This window comes from Paraburkholderia sp. BCC1876, assembly GCF_902833695.1.
In the GTDB taxonomy this organism is placed as follows: domain Bacteria; phylum Pseudomonadota; class Gammaproteobacteria; order Burkholderiales; family Burkholderiaceae; genus Paraburkholderia.
Map to the genome: position 1 here is coordinate 159,605 of NZ_CADFGI010000012.1, position 22,104 is coordinate 181,708.

Consider the following 22,104-nt stretch of genomic DNA (forward strand, 5'->3'; position numbering starts at 1 on the left):
CTTAGCCGAACAGGCGCTGGACGGCCCATGTGATCCCGAGTCCGCCGGCAATCAGCCAGACGTACAGAATGAAGCCGGTGGTCAGCGCACGGGGCCCGGCCTGGCGAATCTGCGAGATCCGCGTTTCGATGCCGAGGGCGGTCATGGCCATGGTCAGCGCAAAGGTGTCGAGCATGTTCAGCGTGCTGGTCGCGGCTTCCGGCAGCACATGCAGCGAGTTGATCACGACGAACGCGAGGAAGCCGAGCGCGAACCAGGGAATCGCCAGCTTGCGCGGGGCATGCGAGGCAGCGCCTTCATGCGACGAAGCCGGGCGGGCCGAACGGTTCACCCACAAGCCGACCACCAGCAGCACCGGCACCAGCAGCATCACGCGGGTCATCTTGACGATGGTGGCGATATGCTCGGCTTCCGGGCTGACGTTGCTGGCCGCGCCGACCACCTGCGCCACTTCGTGAATCGTGCCGCCGAAGAAGAGGCCCGCGCCCACCGTGTCCAGATGCAGCCAGCCTGCCTTGAACAGCACCGGGTAGAGGAACATGGAGAGCGTGCCGAACAGCACCACGCTGCCCACGGCCATCGCGCTCTTGTGCGGCTTGGATTGCAGCGTCGATTCGAAGGCGAGCACGGCGGCCGCGCCGCAGATCGCGCTGCCGGCTGCCGTCAGCAGCGCGGTGTCGCGGTCGAGCTTCATGATTTTCATGCCGGCCCACGTGCCGATCACGAGCGTGCTGACGACGATCAGCACCGATTCCGCGAGGCCCGGCAAACCGACCTGGGCGATTTCCTGCAGGCTGACGCGCAGTCCGAAGAAGGCGACCGCGATGCGCAGCAGCTTGCGCGCCGAGAAGTTGACGCCGGCCGACCAGCTGGCGGGCATGCCGTCGCGCAACGCGTTGCCGTACAGCGCGCCGGCCACGATGCCGACGATCAGCGGGCTCAGGCCCAGTCCGGCAATCGCCGGAATCGCGGCGATCCGCGTGACGGCGGCGGCGAACAGCGCGACGAACAGAATGCCGTTGAGTTGGCCGCGAGTGGATGACTCGGCGGCGGGATGGGGGGCGGTGAGATGAGCGGTTGACATGGTTTGCAGCCCTTTTCTATGACTGACTAAGATTCGATAGGGCTTATCCTAAATTAGATATATCGATATGAAAAATCGTGATTTAGGATGTAAAGTATAGGTTGTGCTGATACTTTGGTTCCCATGACCCCCGATCAACTTATAACGTTCGCTGCCGTCGCCGAGCATCGCAACATCAGCCGGGCGGCGGTTGCGCTGCATTTGTCGCAGCCGGCGGTGTCCGGCCAGTTGCGGCAGTTGCAGGACGAATTCGGCGAACCGCTTTATCAGCGCGACGGCCGCGGCGTGCGTCTGACGCCTGCCGGCGAGCAGTTGGCGAGCTACGCGACGCGGCTGCGCGATACCTGGCGGCAGGCGCATGCGTACCGCGACGCGTTGCGCGGGTTGGAGCAGGGCACCTTGCGGATCGGCGCGAGCACCACGCCGGCGAGCTATCTGCTGCCGTATCTGATCGCCGAGTTTCATCGGCGCTTCCCTGAGGTCACGCTGCATGCCGCCGACGGCAACACCACGGAAATCGTCGGCGCGCTGGGTTCGGTCGACATCGCGATGATCGAAGGACCGGTCGGCGCGGATTTGCCGCCGGACACCGCGGTGCATGCGTGGCGCGAGGATGAGATCGTCGCGATCATGCCGAGCTCGCATCCGTTGGCGCGGTCGAGCGGGGCGGGTGGTGCGGGTGGTGAGGGCGGCCGTGTCGAACTGGCGGCGTTCGGTGACTATCCGCTGGTGTTGCGCGAGACCGGCTCGGGTGTGCGGCAGATCGTCGAGCGCGCGTTTGCCCGGGCAGGTGTGCCGATGCGCGTGGCGCTGGAGATTGCCGGCGTGGAAGGCGTGAAGGAGGCGGTGCGGGCTGGCATGGGCATCGGTTTCGTGTCGGCCATGTCGATGCGGCATGAAAACGGCGCGCTGCGTTTGTTCTCGCTGAGCCCGGAACCGCTGACGCGACGCTTGTCGATCCTCGTGCCGCACGCGAGTGCGCCGGCGCGGGTGGTGGAGCAGTTTCTCGCGTTGTGTCTGGCGGAGGGGGCTTGAGCGAGGGGCGCGGGGGACTTGCCGGCCGATCAGCCAACTCGCCAACTCGCCAACTCGCCGCCTCGCTAACACGCGAAGCCCACCCTTGGGGATTTCCACTATGGTGCATGACGCCGGCCCCGGCGCACTATTCGGGCATCGCAAGCGCCTCGGCGCTTTTTTTCGAAACGCATTTGGAACCGGTTCCAAATGCCGATTGGCAGACAGGATTGGGTAAATTCGACATGACTGACGCAGTGGACGTGGTGATCGTCGCCAGCGCGTTCGGGATGGACGCGGTACGTGCGCACGGTCATCTGAAGTGGGCGGAAGCGAGCCGGCAAGCCGGTGCGACGGGTTTCGAAGTGCGTCGCGAGTTGTTCGCCGAAGAAACCGACGCCGTCCCGCACAAGCTGCGCGAACTCGGTGAGCGGATCGCCGCGCTGGGTTTGTGGTGCGTGTACTCGACGCCGGCCTCGCTATACGCGGCAGACGGCACGCTAGACGCCGATGCGCTGCGTCTGTCGATCGAAGAAGCGTTGGCGCTCGGCGCGCGCTTCGTGAAGCTGCAACTGGGCGGTTTTGCCCGTGAGGCCAACGCGGCCGTGATCGCCGACCACCTGCGTTGCGCCGATCTGCGACTGGTCGTCGAAAACGGGCAACTGGCCGAGGGCGGTTCGCTCGACCAGTTCGTCGGCCTGTTCGACGCGCTGGCGCGCGAGGGCCACGCGGACCTGCTCGGCATGACCTTCGACATCGGCAACTGGGCCTGGCGCGATGTCGCGCCGCTCGACGCGGCCGGGCCGTTGGCGGCGCACGTCGACTATATCCATTGCAAGACGACGACGGGCGAGGGCGCGCGGCGTTTTTCCGCCGCCCCGGCCGCCGACGATGCGCAGTTCGCCGCGGTGCTCGACGCGCTGCCGCGGACTGTGCCGCGCGGTATTGAGTTTCCGTTCGAGACGAATCGTATCGATGCGGACGCGGCGCATTACGTCGCGTGGCTGGCGGCGGCGTAAGCGGTGCGCGGGACCTGAGAGAACGCGGTAGAGAAAACAGCACACAGCGAATCAATGCAGGAGCGAAGCATGAGCAACACCAACCCCCACGCAGCACTCGACGTCATCACCTACGGCGAAGCCATGGCCATGTTCGTAGCCGCCGAAACCGGCGCGCTCGCGGCGGTCGGGCAGTTCACCAAGCGCGTCGCCGGCGCCGATCTGAATGTGGCGATCGGCCTGTCGCGGCTCGGCTTCAAGGTGGGCTGGATGAGCCGCGTCGGCAGCGACTCGTTCGGCCAGTTCGTGCGCGATACGTTGACGAAAGAGGGCATCGATCAGCGCTGCGTGACGACCGACGAACACTATCCGACCGGCTTCCAGTTGAAGTCGAAAAACGACGACGGCAGCGACCCGGCGATCGAGTACTTCCGCAAAGGCTCGGCGGCGAGTCATCTGTCGTTGGCGGACTACGCGACGGACTATGTGCTGCCCGCGCGTCACCTGCACCTGACCGGCGTGGCCCCGGCGATCTCGGCGAGTTCGCGTGAACTCGCGTTTCATCTCGCGCGCGAAATGCGCACCGCCGGCAAGACGATTTCGTTCGACCCGAATCTGCGCCCGACCTTGTGGCCGTCACGCGCCGCGATGGTCGACGGTTTGAATGCGCTGGCCGCGCTGGCCGACTGGGTGCTGCCCGGCATTGGCGAGGGCGAAATTCTGACCGGCTACACGAAGCCGGACGACATCGCGAAGTTCTATCTCGACCAGGGCGCGCGCGGCGTGATCATCAAACTCGGCGCACAAGGCGCGTATTTCCGCACCGCCGACGATGCCGCGATGATTCCCGGCCGCCCGGTCGCGAAGGTGGTGGATACGGTCGGCGCGGGCGATGGTTTCGCGGTCGGCGTGGTCAGCGCGCTGCTCGAAGGCCGCACGCTGCCGCAAGCCGTGGCGCGCGGCAATCGCATCGGCGCGCTGGCGATTCAGGTGATCGGCGATTCGGAAGGCTTGCCGACCCGCGCCGAACTCGACGCGCTCGAACTGGCCGACGTGCCGTCGGTCGCGACCGCGTTGTGAACGACGAGCGGCAGCGTTAGGCCCCCAACCGCCGAGCCCCAACGCCCAACCCCCAACACCAAGAGCGCGCCGAACCGCGCCCCATGACCGTTCATCATTGTTTCGGGAAGCCGTCAAAGGAGACACCCATGACCTCATCGCTCGCGATTCGCCGCTGGTGGACGATCATGCCGATCGTATTCATCACCTACAGCCTCGCTTACCTGGACCGCGCGAACTTCGGCTTCGCGTCGGCGGCCGGCATCAACCAGGATCTCGGCATCAGCAAAGGGTTGGCGTCGCTGATTGGCGCGCTGTTCTTCCTCGGCTATTTCTTCTTCCAGATTCCCGGTGCGATCTACGCCGAACGCCGCAGCGTCAAGAAGCTCGTGTTCTGGAGCCTCGTGCTGTGGGGCGGCTGCGCGGCACTGACCGGCATGGTCAGCAATATTCCGTCGCTGATGGTGATCCGCTTCGCGCTCGGCGTGGTCGAGGCCGCGGTGATGCCGGCCATGCTGATCTTCATCAGCAACTGGTTCACCAAGGGTGAACGCTCGCGCGCCAACACCTTCCTGATTCTCGGCAATCCGGTCACCGTGCTGTGGATGTCGGTCGTGTCCGGCTATCTGGTGCATTCGTTCGGCTGGCGTCACATGTTCATCGCCGAGGGCGCGCCCGCGATCATCTGGGCAGTGTGCTGGTGGTTCATCGTGCAGGACAAGCCGCAACAGGTGTCGTGGCTGACCCAGCAGCAAAAGGACGATCTCGCGCAAACGCTGCGCGCCGAGCAGGCCGCGATCAAGCCGGTGCGCAACTATAGCGAGGCGTTTCGCAATCCCGCGGTGATCAAGCTGTGCGCGCAATATTTCTGCTGGAGTATCGGCGTGTACGGCTTCGTGCTGTGGCTGCCGTCGATCCTGAAGAACGGTTCGACGCTCGGCATGGTCGAAACCGGCTGGCTCTCGGCGCTGCCGTATCTGGCCGCGACCATCGCGATGCTTGCAGCTTCGTGGGCATCGGATAAACTCAATCGCCGCAAAGTGTTCGTGTGGCCGTTCCTGCTGGTCGGCGCGGTGGCGTTCGCGGCGTCGTACGCACTCGGTTCCACGCACTTCTGGCTCTCGTATGCGCTGCTGGTGATCGCCGGCGGTGCGATGTACGCGCCGTACGGGCCGTTCTTCGCGATCGTGCCGGAGTTGCTGCCGAAGAACGTCGCGGGCGGCGCCATGGCGCTGATCAACAGCATGGGCGCGCTCGGCTCGTTCGTCGGCTCGTATGTGGTCGGTTATCTGAACGGCGCCACCGGTTCACCGTCGGCGTCGTATGCATTCATGAGCGTGGCGCTGGTCGCCGCGGTGATCCTGACGCTGATCGTCAAGCCGCAGCCGCAGGATCAGACGCCGAACAACGCGGCCCCGCTCGCTACACCGTTGCAAGGAAAATAAGCTGATGAAGAAGATCGTCGCCTGGAAGCCGCTGCCCGAAGATGTGCTCGCGTATCTGCAGCAGCATGGGGAAGTCGTGCAGGTCGATGCAGCTCAGCACGACGCGTTCGTCGCGGCGCTGCGAGACGCGGACGGCGGCATCGGTTCGAGCGTGAAGATCACGCCGGCCATGCTCGAAGGCGCGACGCGGCTCAAGGCGCTGTCGACCATCTCGGTGGGCTTCGATCAGTTCGACGTCGCCGATCTGACGCGTCGTGGCATCGTGCTCGCGCACACGCCGGACGTGCTGACCGAATCCACGGCCGATACCGTGTTTTCGTTGATTCTCGCTTCGGCGCGCCGGGTGGTCGAACTCGCCGACTGGGTGAAAGCGGGCGAGTGGCGCCAGAGCATCGGGCCGGCTCAGTTCGGCGTCGACGTGCAGGGCAAGACGCTCGGCATCGTCGGCCTGGGGCGCATCGGCGGCGCGGTCGCGCGGCGCGCGGCGCTGGGCTTCAACATGAAGGTGCTGTACACCAACCGCAGCGCGAATCCGCAGGCCGAACAGGCTTACGGCGCGCGGCGCGTCGAGCTGGCGGAGCTGCTGGCCACGGCCGATTTCGTCTGCCTGCAAGTGCCGCTCACGGCTGAGACGAAGCATCTGATCGGCGCGGCCGAACTCAGGTCGATGAAGCCGGGCGCGATTCTGATCAACGCGTCGCGCGGTGCGACCGTCGACGAACCGGCGCTGATCGAGGCGCTGCAAAACGGCACGATTCGCGGCGCGGGACTCGACGTGTTCGAGACCGAACCGCTGCCGGCCGACTCGCCGCTGTTGAAGCTCGCGAACGTGGTCGCGCTGCCGCACATCGGCTCGGCGACCCATGAGACGCGTCACGCGATGGCGCGCAACGCGGCGGAAAATCTGGTCGCCGCGTTGCAAGGGACGCTCGCGAATAACATCGTCAATCGTGAGGTTCTGGGCCAGTGAGGCAACGCGTGAACGGCCTGGCGAGGCGCCGATGAGCACGACACCGCACACCGCGCCGCGCCGCGCGACGATTACCGACGTCGCGCGTGAAGCCGGCACCGGCAAGACCAGCATCTCGCGCTATCTGAACGGCGAGATGAGCGTGTTGTCGCCGGAGTTGCGCGCACGGATCGAGGCCGCGATCGCGCGGCTCGACTATCAGCCGAACCAGATGGCGCGCGGCCTCAAGCGCGGCCGCAACCGGTTGATCGGCATGCTGCTCGCCGACCTGACCAATCCCTACACGGTCGAAGTGCTGCAAGGCGTGGAAGCGGCCTGTCACGCGCTCGGTCTGATGCCGCTGATCTGCCATGCCGCCAACGAAGTCGAAATGGAGCGGCGCTATCTGCAACTGCTGACCACGTATCGGGTAGAAGGCGTGATCGTCAACGCGCTTGGCGTGCGTGAGGAGACGTTGCGGCCGGTGGTCGGCAGCGGGATTCCGGCGGTGCTGGTGGATCGTCTGGTCGATGGGCTGGTCGCCGATATGGTGGGGCTGGACAATCGCGCGGCGGCTGAGTTGGGCACACGGCATCTGCTCGAAAACGGCTTCGACGAAATCTGGTTTGCCGTTCAACCGTTCGAGCAGGTCAGCTCGCGGCAATTGCGCGAGGCGGCGTTTCGTGAGGCGATGAGCGCGCACGTTGGGCAAACGGGGCAAACGGGGCAAGTTGCTCCAGGCCAGCAGGGCGGTAAAGGCGGCGCGCGTGGGCATACGCTGGTGCTGAATCTCGCAGATACGGCCGAAGTCGAACGCAGCCTCGCCGAACTGGATCGCGCGATCGACGCCGCCACGAACGCGGGCCGTTCAGGCCGCGGCGGCAATCTGGCGAAGCCAGGGGAGGCAGCTATTCCCGTTGGCCCATACCCGCGCCGCATCGCGCTATTCGCCGCCAACGCGCCAGTCGCGCTGTGTCTCGCGCTGCACCTGAAAGCCCGCTACGGCGCCGACTGGCAAAGCCGCGTCGCGCTGCTTTCCATCGACGACCCCGACTGGGCCGAATTGACCGGCGTGACGACGATCCGCCAGCCGACCTACGAGATCGGCTACCGCGCGGTCGAGTTCCTGCACGAGCGCATCGAAGGCGTTCAGACCTCCGCGCGCGACTGTCTGCTGCCGGGAGAATTGATCGTTCGCGCGTCAACTTCGCGCTGATCTGCGATCATTCGGGCTGCGGCGCGCAGCGGGTGCGCGCCGGTCATTGCAAGGACACTCATGGTTGTAGCACCGCTTACCCTCTCCAGTCTCGCCGTCGCGACGCTGCTGGTCGCCGCCTTACCTTTCCTGATCTACCGTCGTCTGCGCCGGCCGCTCGCGCTGAGGCCGCGTGATGCGATCACCGGTATCGCGATCTTCGCGTTGTTCGCGATGGTGATCGAGCGGGCATTGAACGACTACGTGCTGCATCGGAACGAGGCGACCGCCACCTTCCTGGCCAATCCGCTGGTCTTCGTGGTGTACGGCGCGCTGGCCGCGGGTATCTGCGAAGAAGTGGGGCGTTTCATCGGTATGCGGCTGCTGCTCAAGCGCGCCGCTGCTAAAGCGGCGTCGACTACGTCGATCACGTCGGACAGCGCGGCCGCGCGCGGCGACGACGGTACCGCGCTGACCTACGGCTTGGGCCATGGCGGCGCGGAAGCATGGCTGGTCGGTGTGCTGGTACAGATTCAATGGATTCTGTTCGCGGTGTTCGAAAATCGCGGCGAACTGGACGGCTACCTGAGCAACCTGCCGACCGATTCGGTGATGCGCATCCATCTGATTCTCGCCAGTCTGACGCCGCAGACGGCCGGGATTTTCGCGCTCGAACGCGTGGCCGCGCTGATCTTCCAGATTGGTTTGTCGGTGCTGATGTGGCGCGGTCTGCGCGCCGGCTGGCGCGGCATCCTGCCGCTCGCGATCCTGCTGCATGCGCTGGTGGATGTGCCCGCCGCGCTGTTCCAGGCGCAACTGGTGCCGCTCGCCGCGGTGGATGGCGTGTATGCGCTGGGCGCGTTGATCGTCGTGGGGGTGTTGTTCAGAACGTACCGGCGGCCGGCGGTCGCGGCATAATCCGGCCGCGGTGTTATCTCGTCGGCGGCTCCGCGTGAGCGGCCGACCCTTCAGCATGACCTCTGGACCCTTCCCATGGAAGCTTACCAATACGACTGCGCGAATCCCGAGTTCGAGGAATTGGCGCGAGTCATCAGCGATCTGTTTCCCGAGCAGACGCAGTTCATCCAGCGCGCGGCGGAAGATGGCACGCCGACGCTGGCGATTCACTGGGTGGCGATGCGTTTCGGCGCGGCGGCGCGCCGCATCGTGATGACGGTGGCGATCACGCCGGCTGCGCTGGCGCGTTATCGCGCGACGCCGGCACGGTTGCGCGGCCGCAGCTTTGCTGTGTTGCGCGCGTATGTCGAAGCGAGTATCGGCTCGCTCGAAGAACAGTATGCGAACGGTGAGGCGGTGCCGCGTGACGTTACGGTGGATCTTGGCGACGAGTTTGCTTGAGGCCTGGGGCGTGAACTTCAGGCCCAAGCTCCCTCAATCGGCAAGCCGATAAACCTTCGCGAAGCGTGCGGCCTGGACCACGCCGTAATCGCCGGGCGCGTATTGCATGATCCAGTCGCCGGCGACACCGCGCAGCACGTCGCCGCCGGCGGCGGAGCGCGCGAGCGAGAACGCTTCGGTCATCTGCCTGGCGAGTACGACGGCCGGACGGTTGCGGTAGGCGCCCGCTTCGCCGTGCGCGAGCGCGGCGTCGGCGGGGACGTACTTGGCGTCGAAGCGTTCGCGCGAAACGACCCAGCGGTCGCCGGTCGATCCGGTGATCAGCGCGTCGCCCGGGACATAACGGTTCGGGCCTTCGAGGCTCATCAGTTCGCCTTCGACGGCGGCGAATTCGACGTTCACGGTTTCGTCTTTCACGACGCGACGGGCGTGCGGATCTTGACTCAGATCGAGATTTTTCAGTTCGTTCATGAAGCGGGCAGAGATAGAGATGGTGATGGCAGCGTGCGGGCAGGGGATCGCGACGAGGTGTCTCTGAACCCGTTGCCGGAGGCCGCGAACTCGCATCATGCCAGATGGATCCGGCGATCGGTTTGTTTTGGGTTGGGTAGCGCGATAAGCGCGCGACGAAGCACTCGCCGGTCCCCAAAAAAGAACAGGGCGAGCGGCACGAATGCTCGCGCCGCTCGCCCTTCTTACTGCTGAACGACCGAATTACCTAAGCATCGCTCCGCGCGATTACTGCGCCGCGTCGCTCGCCGGCGCCGGTGCAGCCTTGCCGGCCTTGCCCTTGCCGTGATGACGCGCAGCGGCGTTCGGACCGCCCGGCTGATGGAACGTCACGTCGGCCAGCTTCTTCTGCTCGGGCGAGAAGCTGCTATACAGCGGGTCGAACGCGTCGACCAGCTTCTTCATGCCATCCGCATGGGCTTGCGCGATCGAAGCGTATTGCTTCATGTCGTCGATCGCGGACAGATTGCCCGCGGCCTTGCGTTGCTGGAACAACTGGCCCATCGTCTCGCCGTTGCTGCGCATGACGTCGGCGAAAGCGTTCCATTGCGATTCCTGCGCCGAGGTGATCTTCAGTTGCGAGTGCAGGTAGGCGATCCGGTCTTCGACATTGCGCTCGTGGCCGGCTTTGCCGGCGGGGGCCGCCATGGCGCCGGCCGGTGCCGATGCCGATGCCGGCGCGGGGGTTTGTGCGAACGCGCCGCTCATGGCGACTGCGGTGGCCAGCATTACCAGTGCTTTTTTCATCGAAACTCCTGATGTCTATTCGAATTGGGACAAGGCGCGTGTGGCGAGCGGCCCGCCTCGCGTCGATGCGGCCGGCTGCCCATTTGCCGTCGCCGCTATTAGTATCACGATATCCCTACAATGCGCCGCTTATGCGACAAACGCTTACAACCGAAACCAACAGGAAATAGCGGGTGGATAAATTCGTCAGCATGGAAATCTTCGTCGCGGTGGTCGAGGCTGGCAGCCTGACGGCGGCGGCCGAGCGGTTTGACATTTCGTCGGCAATGGTTGGTAAACATATCCGCGCGCTCGAAACCCGGCTGGCCACGCGGCTGCTGACACGCACCACACGCCGGCAAAGTTTGACGGAGATCGGCCGCCAGTATTACGAGCAATGCCGGCGCATTCTGGCCGACGTGAAGAATGCCGAGTCACTCGCCGAGGCAATGGCCGCCGCGCCGCGCGGCGTGCTCAAGGTGACCGTGCCGCTGACCTATGGCGTCGAAGTCTTCGCGCCGGCCATGACCGACTACCTCACCGCGTGGCCGGACGTGATCCTCGAACTCGATCTGTCGAACCGCGTGATCGATCTGGTGGAAGAGGGCTTCGACGCGTCGGTGCGGATCGGTCATCTGGCGGATTCGAGTTTCGTCGCGCGGCCGCTGAAACCTTACCGGATGCGCGCGTGCGCGTCGCCGGCATATCTTGAGCGGGTCGGCACGCCGCGCACGCCGGCCGATCTGGTGGATCACGAATGTCTGGGTTTTCTGCACTGGGGCCGCGAAGGTTTGTGGCGGCTGGACGGCGAGACCGTCGCGGAAAACCAGCTGCGCGCCGGGCGATTCCGCGCGAACAACGGCCAGGCGCTGAAGGTGGCCGCGTTGCGCGGATTCGGCCTGGTGTTGCAGCCGGAGGCGCTGCTCGCGCGGGAGATTGCCAGCGGCGAGCTGGTGTCCGTGCTGGAGGATTATTTGCCCGACGGCGCACCGGTTCATCTGGTCTATCCGCGCGACCGGCGCGCCACGCCGAAGCTCACCAGTTTTATCGACTTCGTGATCGAGCGTTTCGGCGTGTGAACCATCGCACGACTTCACCGCCCGCCGCTCAAGACGCGCGATAATCCGCTCCACCTTTGACCTCCTTCTTTCGCCCGCGATGAGACCTCCGCGCCTCGACCAACTCGACGACCTCGACCGCAACCTCGTTGCGCTGCTGCAAGCCAACGCCCGCGAAAGCGTCGCCAATCTCGCGCGCCAGCTCGACGTGGCGCGCACCACCGTGATTGCGCGCATCGCGCGGCTCGAACGCAGCAACGTGATCGCCGGCTATAGCGTGCGGCTTGGGCAGGACGTGCTCGACTCGAGCATCGTCGCCTATGTCGGCATCATCATCGCGCCCAGGCACGGGCCAGCCGTGCAGAAGCGGCTCGGCAAGATGCCGGAAGTGCAACTGCTGTGCGCGGTGAGCGGCGAGTTCGATTACGTCGCATGGCTGCGCGCCGATTCGCCCGACCGTCTGAACGATCTGCTCGATCAGATCGGCGGGTTGGAGGGCGTGGAGCGCACGACGACCTCGATCATTCTGGCGCGCAAGATCGATCGCGGTACGGTGTGAGCGGGCGGCTCGTCGTCTCTTGTCGGCCCTTGCCGTTTACGCCGTTTTAACAACTTTTCGACATATCGACTGATCTGTTCGTCATAACGTCGAAGTTCATGGTCATATCGCAGCATTTTGCGCGTATGAAGTGTTTTTGCTTCTCCCTAAACTGTTGCTCAAGGGTTCAGCCCGCCGGGCGCCGCGCCACAGCGCAGCGCACTTCCCAAGCTGGAGACAGCAGTTAGAGAATCAGGAGAAGCGCATGAAAGTAGCCATCGTTGGCGCAGGTTTGATCGGTCACACCATCGCCCACATGTTGCGCGAGACCGGCGACTACGAAGTCGTCGCGTTCGACCGCGATCAGCACGCGCTCGACAAGCTCGCCGCCCAGGGGATTCCGACGCAGCGCGTCGACTCCGCCGATGCCGCCGCGCTGCGCGCCGCCGTGCATGGCTTCGACGCGCTTGTCAACGCGTTGCCGTATTACCTCGCGGTGAACGTGGCGTCGGCGGCCAAGGGCGCGGGCGTGCATTACTTCGACCTGACCGAAGACGTGCGCGCCACTTCGGCGATCCGTGAAATCGCGGAGACGGCCGATCACGCGTTCATGCCGCAGTGCGGTCTCGCGCCGGGCTTCATCGGCATCGCGGCGCACGAACTGGCGAACCGCTTTACCGAAATCCGCGACGTCAAGATGCGGGTCGGTGCGCTGCCGGAATTCCCGACCAATGCGCTGAAGTACAACCTGACGTGGAGCGTCGACGGTCTGATCAACGAGTACTGCCAGCCGTGCGAAGCGATTCGCGACAGCCGCACGCAGTGGGTGCAGCCGCTCGAAGGCCTCGAACATTTTTCGCTCGACGGCACCGAATACGAAGCCTTCAATACGTCCGGCGGCCTCGGCACGCTGTGCGAAACGCTGGCGGGCCGCGTCGAATCGCTCGACTACAAGTCGGTGCGCTATCCGGGCCACCGCAATCTGATGCAGTTCCTGCTCGAAGACCTGCGCCTCGCCACCGACCGCGACACGCTGAAGAACATCATGCGCCGTTCGGTGCCGTCGACCGCGCAGGACGTGGTGCTGGTGTTCATCACCGTGAGCGGCATGCGTGACGGTCAACTGGTGCAGGAAGTGTTCACCCGCAAGATCTTCGCGAAGACGGTGTGCGGCGTGCCGATGAGCGCGATCCAGATCACCACGGCCGGCGCGATGTGCGCGGTGCTCGACCTGTTCCGCGAGAAGAAGCTGCCGCAAAGCGGTTTCGTGCGCCAGGAGCAGGTGTCGCTGCGCGACTTCCTCGCGAACCGGTTTGGGCAGCTGTATGAAGGGCAGTCGCTGGATACGATGGCGACGGTTTAAGGCTGGGCTGCGTTGCGAGACGTGGGGAGGTTTTGAGCCCAGGGTCGTGGAAACGCTCCGCATTGACGGTGAGTCATGCGGGGCGTTTTTGTTTTTGCGGGAGGTTCGCGCGATGTCAGGCGATGTTGAGGGTGACGCTGAGGTGACTTTCAAACCGCGCTTGCTTGCGTAAGTGCAACGCCAACGCCAACGCCAGCTACACCGGCAACGGCGGTTGCATCGTAGCCGCCGGATAAGGCTCGACGATAATCCGCGCGAGCAAAGCCTCGTAATCCGCCGAAGTTGGCGCGGTATTGTCGAACGTCAACAGATCGTCGCACACTTCGCCGCCCGGCACGAAGCGGCGCTGCCGGTATTCGTCCCAATGCGCGAGCTTGTACGCGTCGTTCGGATTGCCGCGCTCGACGATACGCCGATGCGCGGTTTCTTCCTCCGTATCGACCCACACGACCCTGAGCGTGACCTTCTCGCCGACCCCCAGCCACGCGCGATCGAACAGGCGCCGTTCCCGCACTTCGCGCGACAGCGGGGCGACCACCAGCGCGCTTACGCCGAGTTCGAGGTTGTCGCGGGCCGTGTCGATCAGGCTGCGATATTCCGGGTCGCGCAGATGCTGCAGGAACAGCGGGCTGTCGCGGTCGTTCGGGTCGCCGGTCAGCATGGCCATCGCGGCCGCGCTATAGCCGCCGTAGAGCGTGTCCTTGTCGAGCAGGCAGAAGGGCGTGCCGCTCGCCTGCGTCAGCGGGCCGAACAGCTTTTTCGCGAGCGTGGTCTTGCCCGTGCCCGCGTGACCGCAAACGAACACCAGATAAGTCACGCAGACTTGTCCTCCGGCGTGGCCGAGGCGGCGCCGAGCTGCGGGTCACGCGCGAACTTGCCGCCGGCTTCCAGCCACATCACGTTGATGATGCCGAAGCCCAGCGCCACGCCAATGCCGAGAATCCAGGTGAAGTACCACATTGCAATCTCCTTGATCGACTATCCGCCGATGCGCATAGTGACGCATTGCGCATAGACGCGATGGCGAAGACCATGCTGACGAGCGAGGCTGGTGCGCCTTGCAACCGAGGGTAAATCCGTAACGCGCCGGACCTGCGCAAGCGTCCCTTTGCAGCGATCATGAAGAAGAATGCGGCGTCATGCAAGAGGGCGGGGTGAGGTCGGGCCGGGGTTGGCCATCCGGCCAGGGTGGCAGAACGGCCGCGCGTTGCTATCATGCCTGGCAATGTGTAAGCGGGAGCATTCAGGATGGCAAATCAACATCCAACATACCCATAACAAAACCCGGCACGACAACCGACCACCAGGGAGAACCACATGCCTCAGCGCCTGCATTGCCACTTCCGGGCTGCGTTGCTCGCGCTTGCCGCGTCGGCTGCCGCGTCCGCTGTCGTGCCGGCCGTCACGTTGAGCGTCGCGCTGCTTGCCGGTTGCGCCGCCGCGCCGGCCGAGCCGGTGCCGTTCAAGGCGGTGCCGGCCGCGCGCATCATCCAGCCCGGCTACACCGAGCGGGGCGACGGACTCGTCGCGGTCGACGTGCGGCGCGAACGTTCGCGCGACGTGATCGTGCGCTTTCGCGATGCGCTGGTGTATATCGACGGCGAGCAGGTCACCGATCTGATGAACGGCGAGCACGTGGTCTTCTATCTCAGCCCGGGCGTGCATCGCATCGGCGTGTCCACGCAGTTCGATCCGGTCGTCGAAATGCGCTTTACGGTGACGGCGGACACGCGCTACACGAACCGCGCGTCGATCGTCTTCAACGAAGAGCATCGCATCGCGCTGCGCCGGGTCGCCCAGTAACGACCGCCGTGCGCCAGGCCCGACAAGCCACGTTTAACAAATGAATACAAGACGTTCACGCTGCGCCTTTAACATGGCGGGTACGTCGACTCAACTCCCGCAGATCCCGACGCCAGGCACGCACCCTGCGAGCCCCGGCGGTCTGTTTCCGTTTTCAAGGTAATCCATCATGCTGATCAATTGCGCCGCCTATCAGGACGGCAGAAAGCTGGCCGATATCGACATCGATAGCATCAGCGACTACGTAGCGCGGCCCGAGTGTTTCGTCTGGGTCGCGCTGAAAGACCCGGAGCCGGCCGAACTGGCCGTGATGAAGCACGAATTCAACCTCCACGAACTCGCAATCGAAGACGCGCAGAACGGTCACCAGAGCCCCAAGATCGAGGAGTACGGCGAGTCGCTGTTCGCCGTCATGCACACCGTCGAAATGGACGAGGAGGGCGAACTGCTGATCGGCGAAGTCGACGTGTTCGTCGGCAAAAACTATGTGCTCTCCGTGCGTCGCGGCTCGCGTGCCGGTTTTCAGAACGTGCGCGCCCGCTGCGAGCGCGAGCCGCAACTGCTCAAGGAAGGTTCCGCGTTCGTGCTGTACGCGCTGGCCGACGACATCGTCGATCGTTACTTCCCGATCATCGAGGCGCTGAACACGGAGATCGAAGCGCTCGAAGACCGCATTTTCGAGCGCAACAATTCGGTGGCATCGCGTGAAATCATTCAGGAGCTGTATTCGCTCAAACGCCGCCTCGTGATCCTGCAACACCATATCGCGCCGTTGCAGGAAGCGATCAGCAAGCTGACCGGCGGACGCATTCCGAGCATTTGCGAAGGCATGCAGGCGTACTTTCGCGACGTCTACGATCACCTCGAACGGATCGTCAAGATCATCGACGGCCGCCGCGAACTGGTGGTCACCGCCGTGCAGGTCAATCTCGGCATGATCTCGCTGGCCGAGAGCGAGGTGACCAAGCGGCTCGGCTCGTTCGCGGCGCTGTTCGCGGTGCCGACCATGATCGCCGGCATCTACGGGATGAATTTTCAGAGCATCCCCGAACTGCACTACAAGTACGGCTATCCGCTGTGTCTGGCCGTGATGTTCGGGGTCGACTGCGTGCTGTACTGGCGGTTCCGCAAGGCGGGCTGGCTGTAACGCGTGCCTCTCGTTGTCCCCGCTTGCACCGCACGCAATAAAAGTCCAGCATAAGCGGCCCGCCGGCTGTCGATCTTGCAGCCGGCGGCAAAACGACTACGCGCGGACCGAGCGAGGGATCCTTGCCACACTCAGCCTGCCGGCGCGCTTACCCGGCGCGCCGGTTCGATTCGATCGACTGCAACGCACCGCCGCGCATGCGGCAACGCGGTGCGTTGCAACACCGTGAATCGTTGACATTCCGGAAAGACTACGCTGAGAATAGGCCTCGCAAACGTTTGCGCATTGCTAAAAATACGGCTCCTGTTAGAGCCCGACAACCCTGGAGATGTGCATGAACCAACGCATTCGCCGCCGCCTGTTGACGGCCGCCGTCCTCGTCACCGCTACCGCGGGCTTGCCGCTGTCGTCCGCGTACGCGCAGAGCGCGCCCGCGCACAAGCCGAGAGTCGCGCTGGTGATGAAGTCGCTCGCCAACGAGTTTTTCCTGACCATGGAAAACGGCGCGAAGGACTATCAGAAACACAACCCGTCCCAGTTCGACCTGATCACCAACGGTATCAAGGACGAGACCGATACCGCCAACCAGATCCGCATCGTCGAGCAGATGATCGTCTCGAAGGTCGACGCGATCGTGCTGGCGCCGGCTGATTCGAAAGCGCTGGTGCCGGTCGTCAAGAAGGCGGTGGACGCGGGCATCATCGTCGTGAACATCGACAACCGGCTCGACCCGGACGTGCTCAAGTCGAAGGACCTGAACGTGCCGTTCGTCGGTCCGGATAACCGCAAGGGCGCGCAGAAGGTCGGCGACTACCTGGCGAAGAAACTGAAGGCCGGCGACGAGGTCGGCATTATCGAAGGCGTATCGACCACCACCAATGCGCAACAGCGCACCGCGGGCTTCAAGGACGCGATGCAGACGGTCGGCGCGAAGGTCGTGTCGGTGCAATCGGGTGAATGGGAAATCGACAAGGGCAACGCGGTCGCGTCGGCCATGCTCAATGAATATCCGAACCTGAAGGCACTGCTCGCCGGTAACGACAACATGGCGATCGGCGCAGTCTCGGCGGTGCGCGCGGCCGGCAAGCAGGGCAAGGTGCTGGTGGTCGGCTACGACAACATCGGCGCGATCAAGCCGATGCTGAAAGACGGCCGTGTACTGGCTACGGCGGATCAATACGCCGCCAAGCAGGCCGTGTTCGGTATCGATACCGCGCTGAAGGCGATCAGCGAGCACAAGAAGCAATCGCAGTTGTCCGGCGTGGTGGAAACGCCGTGCGATCTGGTGACGAAGTAAGGGTCACGCCATCAGGCAGTCAGGCAGTCGAGTAATCGAGTAATCAGATAGTCAACCTCCCGGGCGACATCGCCCGGGAGGCCGTCTCAGCCACGCGAAATCGCGCCGGCGCCGCTGCATGCAGTCTGCATCGCACCAACGCGTGAATTCGCGTCTATTCAATAAACGCTCAAGAAACCTGCCGGGCCGCCGTTAAATCCAGAGGTAAGCGTCATGACGGTGGCTGCGCGGCGGGAGGGGGCGCGGCCGTTGGCGCCCGCGCATTCCGCGCATTGGGCCGGCATGACACGTGGCGGCCGGCGTCGGCTTCATGCGAGCGAAAGCGCGTGAGGCCGACCTGGCCGCCATGAACCAGGATTGCAATGGATTCAACCGACCACGACGCCTTGCCTGCCGTACTGTCCGTCAGCGGTATCGGCAAGACCTATGCCGAACCGGTGCTCGCCGATGTCTCGCTGTCGCTGCGCGCCGGCGAGGTATTGGCGCTGACCGGCGAGAACGGCGCGGGCAAGAGTACGCTGTCCAAAATTATCGGCGGGCTCGTGGACCCGACCGCCGGCACGATGCGCCTCGGCGGCGAGCCTTACGCGCCGTCGAGCCGCACCGACGCCGAGCGGCTCGGCGTGCGCATGGTGATGCAGGAGTTGAATCTGCTGCCGACCTTGTCGGTGGCCGAAAACCTGTTCCTGAACCGCTTGCCGCGCGCGGGTGCGTTCAGTTTCGGCTGGATCGACCGCCGCAAGCTGCGTGACGATGCGCGCATGGCGATGGCGCAGGTCGGGCTGGATGCGATCGACCCGGACACGCTGGTCGGCGAACTCGGTATCGGTCATCAGCAGATGGTGGAAATCGCGCGCAATCTGATCGACGACTGCCGCGTGCTGATCCTCGACGAACCGACCGCGATGCTGACCGCGCGCGAAGTCGATCTGCTGTTCGAACAGATCGACCGTCTCAAGGCGCGCGGCGTGGCGCTGGTCTACATCTCGCACCGGCTCGAAGAGCTGGCGCGGGTCGCCGAACAGATCGCGGTGTTGCGCGACGGCCGGCTGGTGCATGTCGACGCGATGGCCAACCTCACGAGCGACCAGATCGTCACGTGGATGGTGGGTCGCGAACTCGGCGAGCGGATCGATCTGGGCGTGCGCAACATCGGCGCGCCGTTGCTGAAAGTGGACCGGCTCGCGCGCGGCAAGGTGGTGCGCGACATGTCGTTCGAGGTACGCGCGGGTGAGATTTTCGGCATCAGCGGTCTGATCGGCGCGGGGCGCACCGAGCTGATGCGGCTGATCTACGGCGCCGATCAGAAAGACAGCGGCAGCGTGGCGCTGGCGGCGACGCCGGGCGCCGTGCCTACGCCGGTGCAGATCGACTCGCCGTCGGACGCGGTGCGCGCGGGGATCGCGCTGATCACCGAAGACCGCAAGGGCGAAGGCCTGCTGTTGCCGCAGCCGATCGCGGCCAATGTTTCGCTCGGCAACATCGGCAGCGTGGCGCGGCATGGCGTGGTCGACGCGAAGCGCGAGAACGCGCTTGCGCAGAGGCAGATCGACGCGATGCGGATTCGCAGTTCGGGCCCGGCGCAGATTGTCGGCGAGCTGTCGGGCGGCAATCAGCAGAAGGTCGTGATCGGCCGCTGGCTGGCGCGCGATTGCCGCGTGCTGTTATTCGACGAACCCACGCGCGGCATCGACGTCGGCGCGAAGTTCGATATTTATGGCTTGATGGGCGCGCTGGCGCGGGAAGGGCGCGCGCTCGTCGTGGTGTCGAGCGACCTGCGTGAGCTGATGCTGATCTGCGACCGGATCGGCGTGATGTCCGCGGGCAGCATGACGGGGGTGTTCGAGCGCGATAGCTGGTCGCAGGATGCGTTGCTGGCCGCGGCATTTGCCGGCTACCGCAGCCGCGAAGCGTTGCTGCACGCCCCCGATACCCACCAGGCAGGGAGTGGCTCATGAACGATCAATCGTTGCCGGACAAGAAGGGCGAAGGCCAGCAAGGCAAGCAGAGCCCGGCGAACGTGACGCCGCCGGCCGATCCGTCGGCGCCGCTCGCGAACGGCAAACCGGCCGGTACGCGGCTGGGCCTGTCGAACTATCTGGGTCTGGCCGGCGCGTTGCTGGCGATGATCGCGCTGTTTTCCGTACTGAGTTCGCACTTCTTCACGTACGACACGTTCAGCACGATCGCCAACCAGATTCCGGATCTGGTGGTGATGTCGGTGGGCATGACCTTCGTGCTGATCATCGCCGGGATCGATCTGTCGGTTGGCTCGGTGCTGGCGCTGGGCGCGTCGGTGGTGAGCGTGGCCGCGTTGAAGTGGGGCTGGGGGCCGTTTCCGTCGGCGTTGCTCGGCGTGGCCGCGGCCGCGCTGACCGGCACGATCACCGGCGCGGTGACGGTGGGCTGGCGGATTCCGTCGTTCATCGTGTCGCTCGGTGTGCTCGAAGCGGCGCGCGGCATGGCGTATCAGATGACGAACTCGCGCACCGCGTATATCGGCGACGCGTTCGATTTTCTGTCGAACCCGATCGCGCTCGGCATTTCGCCGGCCTTCCTGATCGCGGTGGCGGTGATGATCGTCGCGCAACTGGTGCTCACGCGCACGGTGTTCGGCCGCTATCTGGTCGGCATCGGCACGAATGAGGAAGCGGTGCGGCTCGCGGGCGTCAATCCGCGGCCCTACAAGGTCATCGTGTTCGCGCTGATGGGCGCGCTCGCGGGGCTCGCCGCGCTGTTCCAGATTTCGCGTCTGGAAGCGGCCGACCCGAACGCGGGCGTCGGCGTGGAGTTGCAGGTGATCGCGGCGGTGGTGATCGGCGGCACGAGTTTGATGGGCGGACGCGGCTCGGTGATCAGCACCTTTTTCGGCGTGTTGATCATTTCGGTGCTGGCGGCCGGTCTCGCGCAGATCGGCGCGAACGAGCCGACCAAGCGGATGATCACCGGCGCGGTGATCGTGGTGGCGGTGGTGCTGGATACCTACCGCAGCCGCCGCAAGCGGGCGTGAATTGCAGGAGTCGGATGGGCTGACGCTGCGGCGTGAGCCGGACAGCCGATGGGTCATGAGCGGTCAGGCAGCGGTTTTCATAGGTTGGGTCGGTCTTCGATGAGGACGTCCGGTGGGCCGCGAGGCGGCGTGGACGGCGGGAACGACCGCGGGAACTACAGGCAGGAGAGCAACAGGTTATGGCGACGATCAAGGATGTAGCGGCTGTGGCGGGCGTGTCTTTCACGACGGTATCGCACGTGGTGAACAACTCGCGCCCGGTGTCGGCCGACGTGCGCGCGAAGGTCGAACACGCGATCCGTCAGCTTCACTATGTTCCGTCGGCTGTGGCCCGTTCGCTGAAGGCGCGCGCCACGGCGACGATCGGACTGGTGGTGCCGAACAGCACGAACCCGTATTTCGCGGAAATGGCCCGCGGTATCGAAGACGGTTGCTCGCGCAACGGCTACTGCCTGTTCTTCTGCAATTCCGACGACGATCCGGCCAAGCAGCGTAACTATCTGCGCGTGCTGCAGGAGAAGCGCATCGACGGGCTGATCGTCGCGTCGGCCGGCGACGACGCCGTGCTCGCGCAGACGCTCGCCGACTCGCACGAGCCGCTGGTGATCGTGGACCGTAATATCGAAGGTCTGAACGCCGATCTGGTGCAGATCGACCATGAGAAGGGCGCGTATCTGGCCACCCGTCATTTGCTGGAACTGGGGCACGTGCGGATCGGGTGTATCACCGGGCCGGTGCAGACGGCGGTCAGCGCGATGCGGGTGCACGGCTTCATCCGCGCGATGACGGAGCGGGGCATCGAGATTCCGCCCGATGCGATCGTCGAAAGCGATTTTTCGGGCACCGGTGGCCATCGTGCGGCCGGGCAACTGTTCGATACCGTGCGGCCGTCGGCGATTTTCGCGGGTAACGACATGATGGGCATCGGCGCGTTGCGCGCCGCGGCGGAGCGCAATATCAGCGTGCCGCGCGATTGCTCGATCATCGGCTTCGACGATATCGAGTTGGGACGTTTCACCTACCCGGCGCTGTCGACGGTCGGGCAGTCGGTGCGCGCGCTCGGCGATATGGCCGCGCAGACGCTGATCGAACGCATTGCCGGGACCTCGGCGGGCAATCCGCGCGCGCCGGGCCGCCGGCGCGTGGTGTCGCCACGGCTGATCGTGCGCGAATCCACGGCGACGTGGGCCGGCGCGGCCACGCGCGATCTGGCGGCCTGAGGCTGAGCCGGCGTTAGCGTCGGCATTGGCGATAGCGCCACTTCAGGCATCGGAGCGAGGGCGGCGTCAGCCGCTCAACCTTCACCGCACGCTCAAAACCCGCCTATTTCTCCACAGCGACACACCTTCACGTGTTCTGCATTCCCTCCGTCACGCCGTGACACGCTGGCCGCTGTCAGCTTCTTGTAATTCCTTCCAATTCCTTTCATCTGCTTTCTTCATACTATATAAATCCTTCAAGTATGCAGTCGGAATGCCGTAAACGGGACTATTAGAGCGCTCTCTCAATAAGCGCCACACGCAGACGCCACACGCTACCCCGCGCTGCG

At 64.8% G+C, this 22,104-nt stretch carries 22 protein-coding genes; 17 read left to right on the forward strand and 5 right to left on the reverse strand.

The genetic code is table 11. The features are described 5' to 3' along the window. Window position 1: 1 nt before the first annotated feature. Complete coding sequence (locus HWY05_RS32155) at window positions 2-1,084, reverse strand: YeiH family protein (RefSeq protein WP_035545860.1); 1,083 nt, start codon at window positions 1,082-1,084, stop codon at window positions 2-4. Between the two features lie 123 nt (window positions 1,085-1,207). Between HWY05_RS32155 and HWY05_RS32160 the strand changes: the two genes are divergently transcribed. The 8 genes from HWY05_RS32160 to HWY05_RS32195 all read left to right on the forward strand — a co-directional run bounded on the left by HWY05_RS32160 (window position 1,208) and on the right by HWY05_RS32195 (window position 9,103). After that, window positions 1,208-2,119 carry a LysR family transcriptional regulator gene (locus tag HWY05_RS32160; RefSeq protein ID WP_176060864.1) on the forward strand — a complete coding sequence of 304 codons (912 nt, stop codon included), beginning with the start codon at window positions 1,208-1,210 and terminating at the stop codon, window positions 2,117-2,119. Window positions 2,120-2,343: 224 nt separating this feature from the next. Beyond that, window positions 2,344-3,117, forward strand: a complete 774-nt coding sequence (locus HWY05_RS32165) for a TIM barrel protein (protein ID WP_176060865.1) — start codon at window positions 2,344-2,346, stop codon at window positions 3,115-3,117. Between the two features lie 69 nt (window positions 3,118-3,186). Next, the gene (locus tag HWY05_RS32170) at window positions 3,187-4,176 is read left to right on the forward strand and encodes a sugar kinase (RefSeq protein ID WP_176060866.1); all 990 of its coding nucleotides are present in this window, start codon (window positions 3,187-3,189) and stop codon (window positions 4,174-4,176) included. Between the two features lie 128 nt (window positions 4,177-4,304). After that, the gene (locus HWY05_RS32175) at window positions 4,305-5,600 is read left to right on the forward strand and encodes an MFS transporter (protein WP_176060867.1); all 1,296 of its coding nucleotides are present in this window, start codon (window positions 4,305-4,307) and stop codon (window positions 5,598-5,600) included. A gap of 4 nt (window positions 5,601-5,604) precedes the next feature. Beyond that, window positions 5,605-6,570: a D-glycerate dehydrogenase gene (locus HWY05_RS32180; protein ID WP_176060868.1), complete on the forward strand. Its 966-nt coding sequence runs from the start codon at window positions 5,605-5,607 to the stop codon at window positions 6,568-6,570. 31 nt (window positions 6,571-6,601) lie between these two features. Beyond that, window positions 6,602-7,765, forward strand: coding sequence for a LacI family DNA-binding transcriptional regulator (locus tag HWY05_RS32185; protein WP_176060869.1), 1,164 nt, complete (start codon window positions 6,602-6,604; stop codon window positions 7,763-7,765). A gap of 60 nt (window positions 7,766-7,825) precedes the next feature. Then, on the forward strand, window positions 7,826-8,662 hold the full coding sequence (locus tag HWY05_RS32190; protein WP_176060870.1) for a YhfC family intramembrane metalloprotease: 837 nt from the start codon (window positions 7,826-7,828) through the stop codon (window positions 8,660-8,662). A gap of 75 nt (window positions 8,663-8,737) precedes the next feature. After that, window positions 8,738-9,103 carry a DUF3022 domain-containing protein gene (locus HWY05_RS32195; RefSeq protein WP_035545844.1) on the forward strand — a complete coding sequence of 122 codons (366 nt, stop codon included), beginning with the start codon at window positions 8,738-8,740 and terminating at the stop codon, window positions 9,101-9,103. Window positions 9,104-9,136: 33 nt separating this feature from the next. On the opposite strand, the gene HWY05_RS32200 is transcribed toward HWY05_RS32195, so the two are convergent. Beyond that, window positions 9,137-9,574: a PGDYG domain-containing protein gene (locus HWY05_RS32200; protein ID WP_176060871.1), complete on the reverse strand. Its 438-nt coding sequence runs from the start codon at window positions 9,572-9,574 to the stop codon at window positions 9,137-9,139. 267 nt (window positions 9,575-9,841) lie between these two features. After that, on the reverse strand, window positions 9,842-10,360 hold the full coding sequence (locus HWY05_RS32205) for a Spy/CpxP family protein refolding chaperone (RefSeq protein WP_176060872.1): 519 nt from the start codon (window positions 10,358-10,360) through the stop codon (window positions 9,842-9,844). Between the two features lie 173 nt (window positions 10,361-10,533). On the opposite strand from HWY05_RS32205, the gene HWY05_RS32210 reads away from it, so the two are divergent. The 3 genes from HWY05_RS32210 to HWY05_RS32220 all read left to right on the forward strand — a co-directional run bounded on the left by HWY05_RS32210 (window position 10,534) and on the right by HWY05_RS32220 (window position 13,298). After that, a complete protein-coding gene (locus HWY05_RS32210; RefSeq protein ID WP_176060873.1) occupies window positions 10,534-11,418 on the forward strand; it encodes a LysR family transcriptional regulator in 885 nt (294 codons plus the stop codon). Window positions 11,419-11,497: 79 nt separating this feature from the next. After that, window positions 11,498-11,956, forward strand: coding sequence for an Lrp/AsnC family transcriptional regulator (locus HWY05_RS32215; protein ID WP_035545836.1), 459 nt, complete (start codon window positions 11,498-11,500; stop codon window positions 11,954-11,956). A gap of 244 nt (window positions 11,957-12,200) precedes the next feature. Beyond that, on the forward strand, window positions 12,201-13,298 hold the full coding sequence (locus tag HWY05_RS32220) for a saccharopine dehydrogenase C-terminal domain-containing protein (RefSeq protein WP_035545833.1): 1,098 nt from the start codon (window positions 12,201-12,203) through the stop codon (window positions 13,296-13,298). Window positions 13,299-13,494: 196 nt separating this feature from the next. Here the strand turns inward: HWY05_RS32220 and HWY05_RS32225 are convergent, their stop codons facing one another. Together HWY05_RS32225 and cydX are read right to left on the reverse strand one after the other, a co-directional pair. Then, a complete protein-coding gene (locus HWY05_RS32225; protein WP_176060874.1) occupies window positions 13,495-14,115 on the reverse strand; it encodes an ATP-binding protein in 621 nt (206 codons plus the stop codon). After that, complete coding sequence (cydX, locus tag HWY05_RS32230; protein WP_176060875.1) at window positions 14,112-14,258, reverse strand: cytochrome bd-I oxidase subunit CydX; 147 nt, start codon at window positions 14,256-14,258, stop codon at window positions 14,112-14,114. Before cydX ends, HWY05_RS32225 begins: the two co-directional genes overlap by 4 nt. A gap of 357 nt (window positions 14,259-14,615) precedes the next feature. Here cydX and HWY05_RS32235 point away from each other — a divergent pair, with 357 nt between their 5' ends. The 6 genes from HWY05_RS32235 to HWY05_RS32260 all read left to right on the forward strand — a co-directional run bounded on the left by HWY05_RS32235 (window position 14,616) and on the right by HWY05_RS32260 (window position 21,775). Beyond that, a complete protein-coding gene (locus HWY05_RS32235) occupies window positions 14,616-15,101 on the forward strand; it encodes a hypothetical protein (protein ID WP_176060876.1) in 486 nt (161 codons plus the stop codon). A gap of 169 nt (window positions 15,102-15,270) precedes the next feature. After that, entirely contained in the window at window positions 15,271-16,248 is a 978-nt protein-coding gene (gene corA / locus HWY05_RS32240; protein WP_176060877.1) for a magnesium/cobalt transporter CorA, read from the forward strand. 334 nt (window positions 16,249-16,582) lie between these two features. Continuing rightward, the gene (locus tag HWY05_RS32245; RefSeq protein WP_035545824.1) at window positions 16,583-17,545 is read left to right on the forward strand and encodes a sugar ABC transporter substrate-binding protein; all 963 of its coding nucleotides are present in this window, start codon (window positions 16,583-16,585) and stop codon (window positions 17,543-17,545) included. 362 nt (window positions 17,546-17,907) lie between these two features. Then, window positions 17,908-19,503, forward strand: a complete 1,596-nt coding sequence (locus HWY05_RS32250) for a sugar ABC transporter ATP-binding protein (RefSeq protein WP_176060878.1) — start codon at window positions 17,908-17,910, stop codon at window positions 19,501-19,503. Next, on the forward strand, window positions 19,500-20,555 hold the full coding sequence (locus HWY05_RS32255; RefSeq protein WP_176060879.1) for an ABC transporter permease: 1,056 nt from the start codon (window positions 19,500-19,502) through the stop codon (window positions 20,553-20,555). Before HWY05_RS32250 ends, HWY05_RS32255 begins: the two co-directional genes overlap by 4 nt. Before the next feature lie 179 nt (window positions 20,556-20,734). After that, window positions 20,735-21,775 carry a LacI family DNA-binding transcriptional regulator gene (locus HWY05_RS32260; RefSeq protein WP_035545817.1) on the forward strand — a complete coding sequence of 347 codons (1,041 nt, stop codon included), beginning with the start codon at window positions 20,735-20,737 and terminating at the stop codon, window positions 21,773-21,775. Window positions 21,776-22,104: the final 329 nt, after the last annotated feature.

Excerpts from the sequence above, each read along its gene's own strand:
- HWY05_RS32220 (WP_035545833.1), top strand. The coding sequence starts at position 12,201 with ATGAAAGTAGCCATCGTTGGCGCAGGTTTGATCGGTCACACCATCGCC.
- HWY05_RS32175 (WP_176060867.1), top strand. The coding sequence starts at position 4,305 with ATGACCTCATCGCTCGCGATTCGCCGCTGGTGGACGATCATGCCGATC.
- cydX (WP_176060875.1), bottom strand. The coding sequence starts at position 14,258 with ATGTGGTACTTCACCTGGATTCTCGGCATTGGCGTGGCGCTGGGCTTC.
- HWY05_RS32185 (WP_176060869.1), top strand. The coding sequence starts at position 6,602 with ATGAGCACGACACCGCACACCGCGCCGCGCCGCGCGACGATTACCGAC.
- HWY05_RS32205 (WP_176060872.1), bottom strand. The coding sequence starts at position 10,360 with ATGAAAAAAGCACTGGTAATGCTGGCCACCGCAGTCGCCATGAGCGGC.
- HWY05_RS32190 (WP_176060870.1), top strand. The coding sequence starts at position 7,826 with ATGGTTGTAGCACCGCTTACCCTCTCCAGTCTCGCCGTCGCGACGCTG.
- HWY05_RS32195 (WP_035545844.1), top strand. The coding sequence starts at position 8,738 with ATGGAAGCTTACCAATACGACTGCGCGAATCCCGAGTTCGAGGAATTG.
- HWY05_RS32250 (WP_176060878.1), top strand. The coding sequence starts at position 17,908 with ATGGATTCAACCGACCACGACGCCTTGCCTGCCGTACTGTCCGTCAGC.
- HWY05_RS32155 (WP_035545860.1), bottom strand. The coding sequence starts at position 1,084 with ATGTCAACCGCTCATCTCACCGCCCCCCATCCCGCCGCCGAGTCATCC.
- HWY05_RS32235 (WP_176060876.1), top strand. The coding sequence starts at position 14,616 with ATGCCTCAGCGCCTGCATTGCCACTTCCGGGCTGCGTTGCTCGCGCTT.
- HWY05_RS32255 (WP_176060879.1), top strand. The coding sequence starts at position 19,500 with ATGAACGATCAATCGTTGCCGGACAAGAAGGGCGAAGGCCAGCAAGGC.
- HWY05_RS32200 (WP_176060871.1), bottom strand. The coding sequence starts at position 9,574 with ATGAACGAACTGAAAAATCTCGATCTGAGTCAAGATCCGCACGCCCGT.
- HWY05_RS32160 (WP_176060864.1), top strand. The coding sequence starts at position 1,208 with ATGACCCCCGATCAACTTATAACGTTCGCTGCCGTCGCCGAGCATCGC.
- HWY05_RS32165 (WP_176060865.1), top strand. The coding sequence starts at position 2,344 with ATGACTGACGCAGTGGACGTGGTGATCGTCGCCAGCGCGTTCGGGATG.
- HWY05_RS32180 (WP_176060868.1), top strand. The coding sequence starts at position 5,605 with ATGAAGAAGATCGTCGCCTGGAAGCCGCTGCCCGAAGATGTGCTCGCG.
- corA (WP_176060877.1), top strand. The coding sequence starts at position 15,271 with ATGCTGATCAATTGCGCCGCCTATCAGGACGGCAGAAAGCTGGCCGAT.
- HWY05_RS32245 (WP_035545824.1), top strand. The coding sequence starts at position 16,583 with ATGAACCAACGCATTCGCCGCCGCCTGTTGACGGCCGCCGTCCTCGTC.
- HWY05_RS32215 (WP_035545836.1), top strand. The coding sequence starts at position 11,498 with ATGAGACCTCCGCGCCTCGACCAACTCGACGACCTCGACCGCAACCTC.
- HWY05_RS32170 (WP_176060866.1), top strand. The coding sequence starts at position 3,187 with ATGAGCAACACCAACCCCCACGCAGCACTCGACGTCATCACCTACGGC.
- HWY05_RS32260 (WP_035545817.1), top strand. The coding sequence starts at position 20,735 with ATGGCGACGATCAAGGATGTAGCGGCTGTGGCGGGCGTGTCTTTCACG.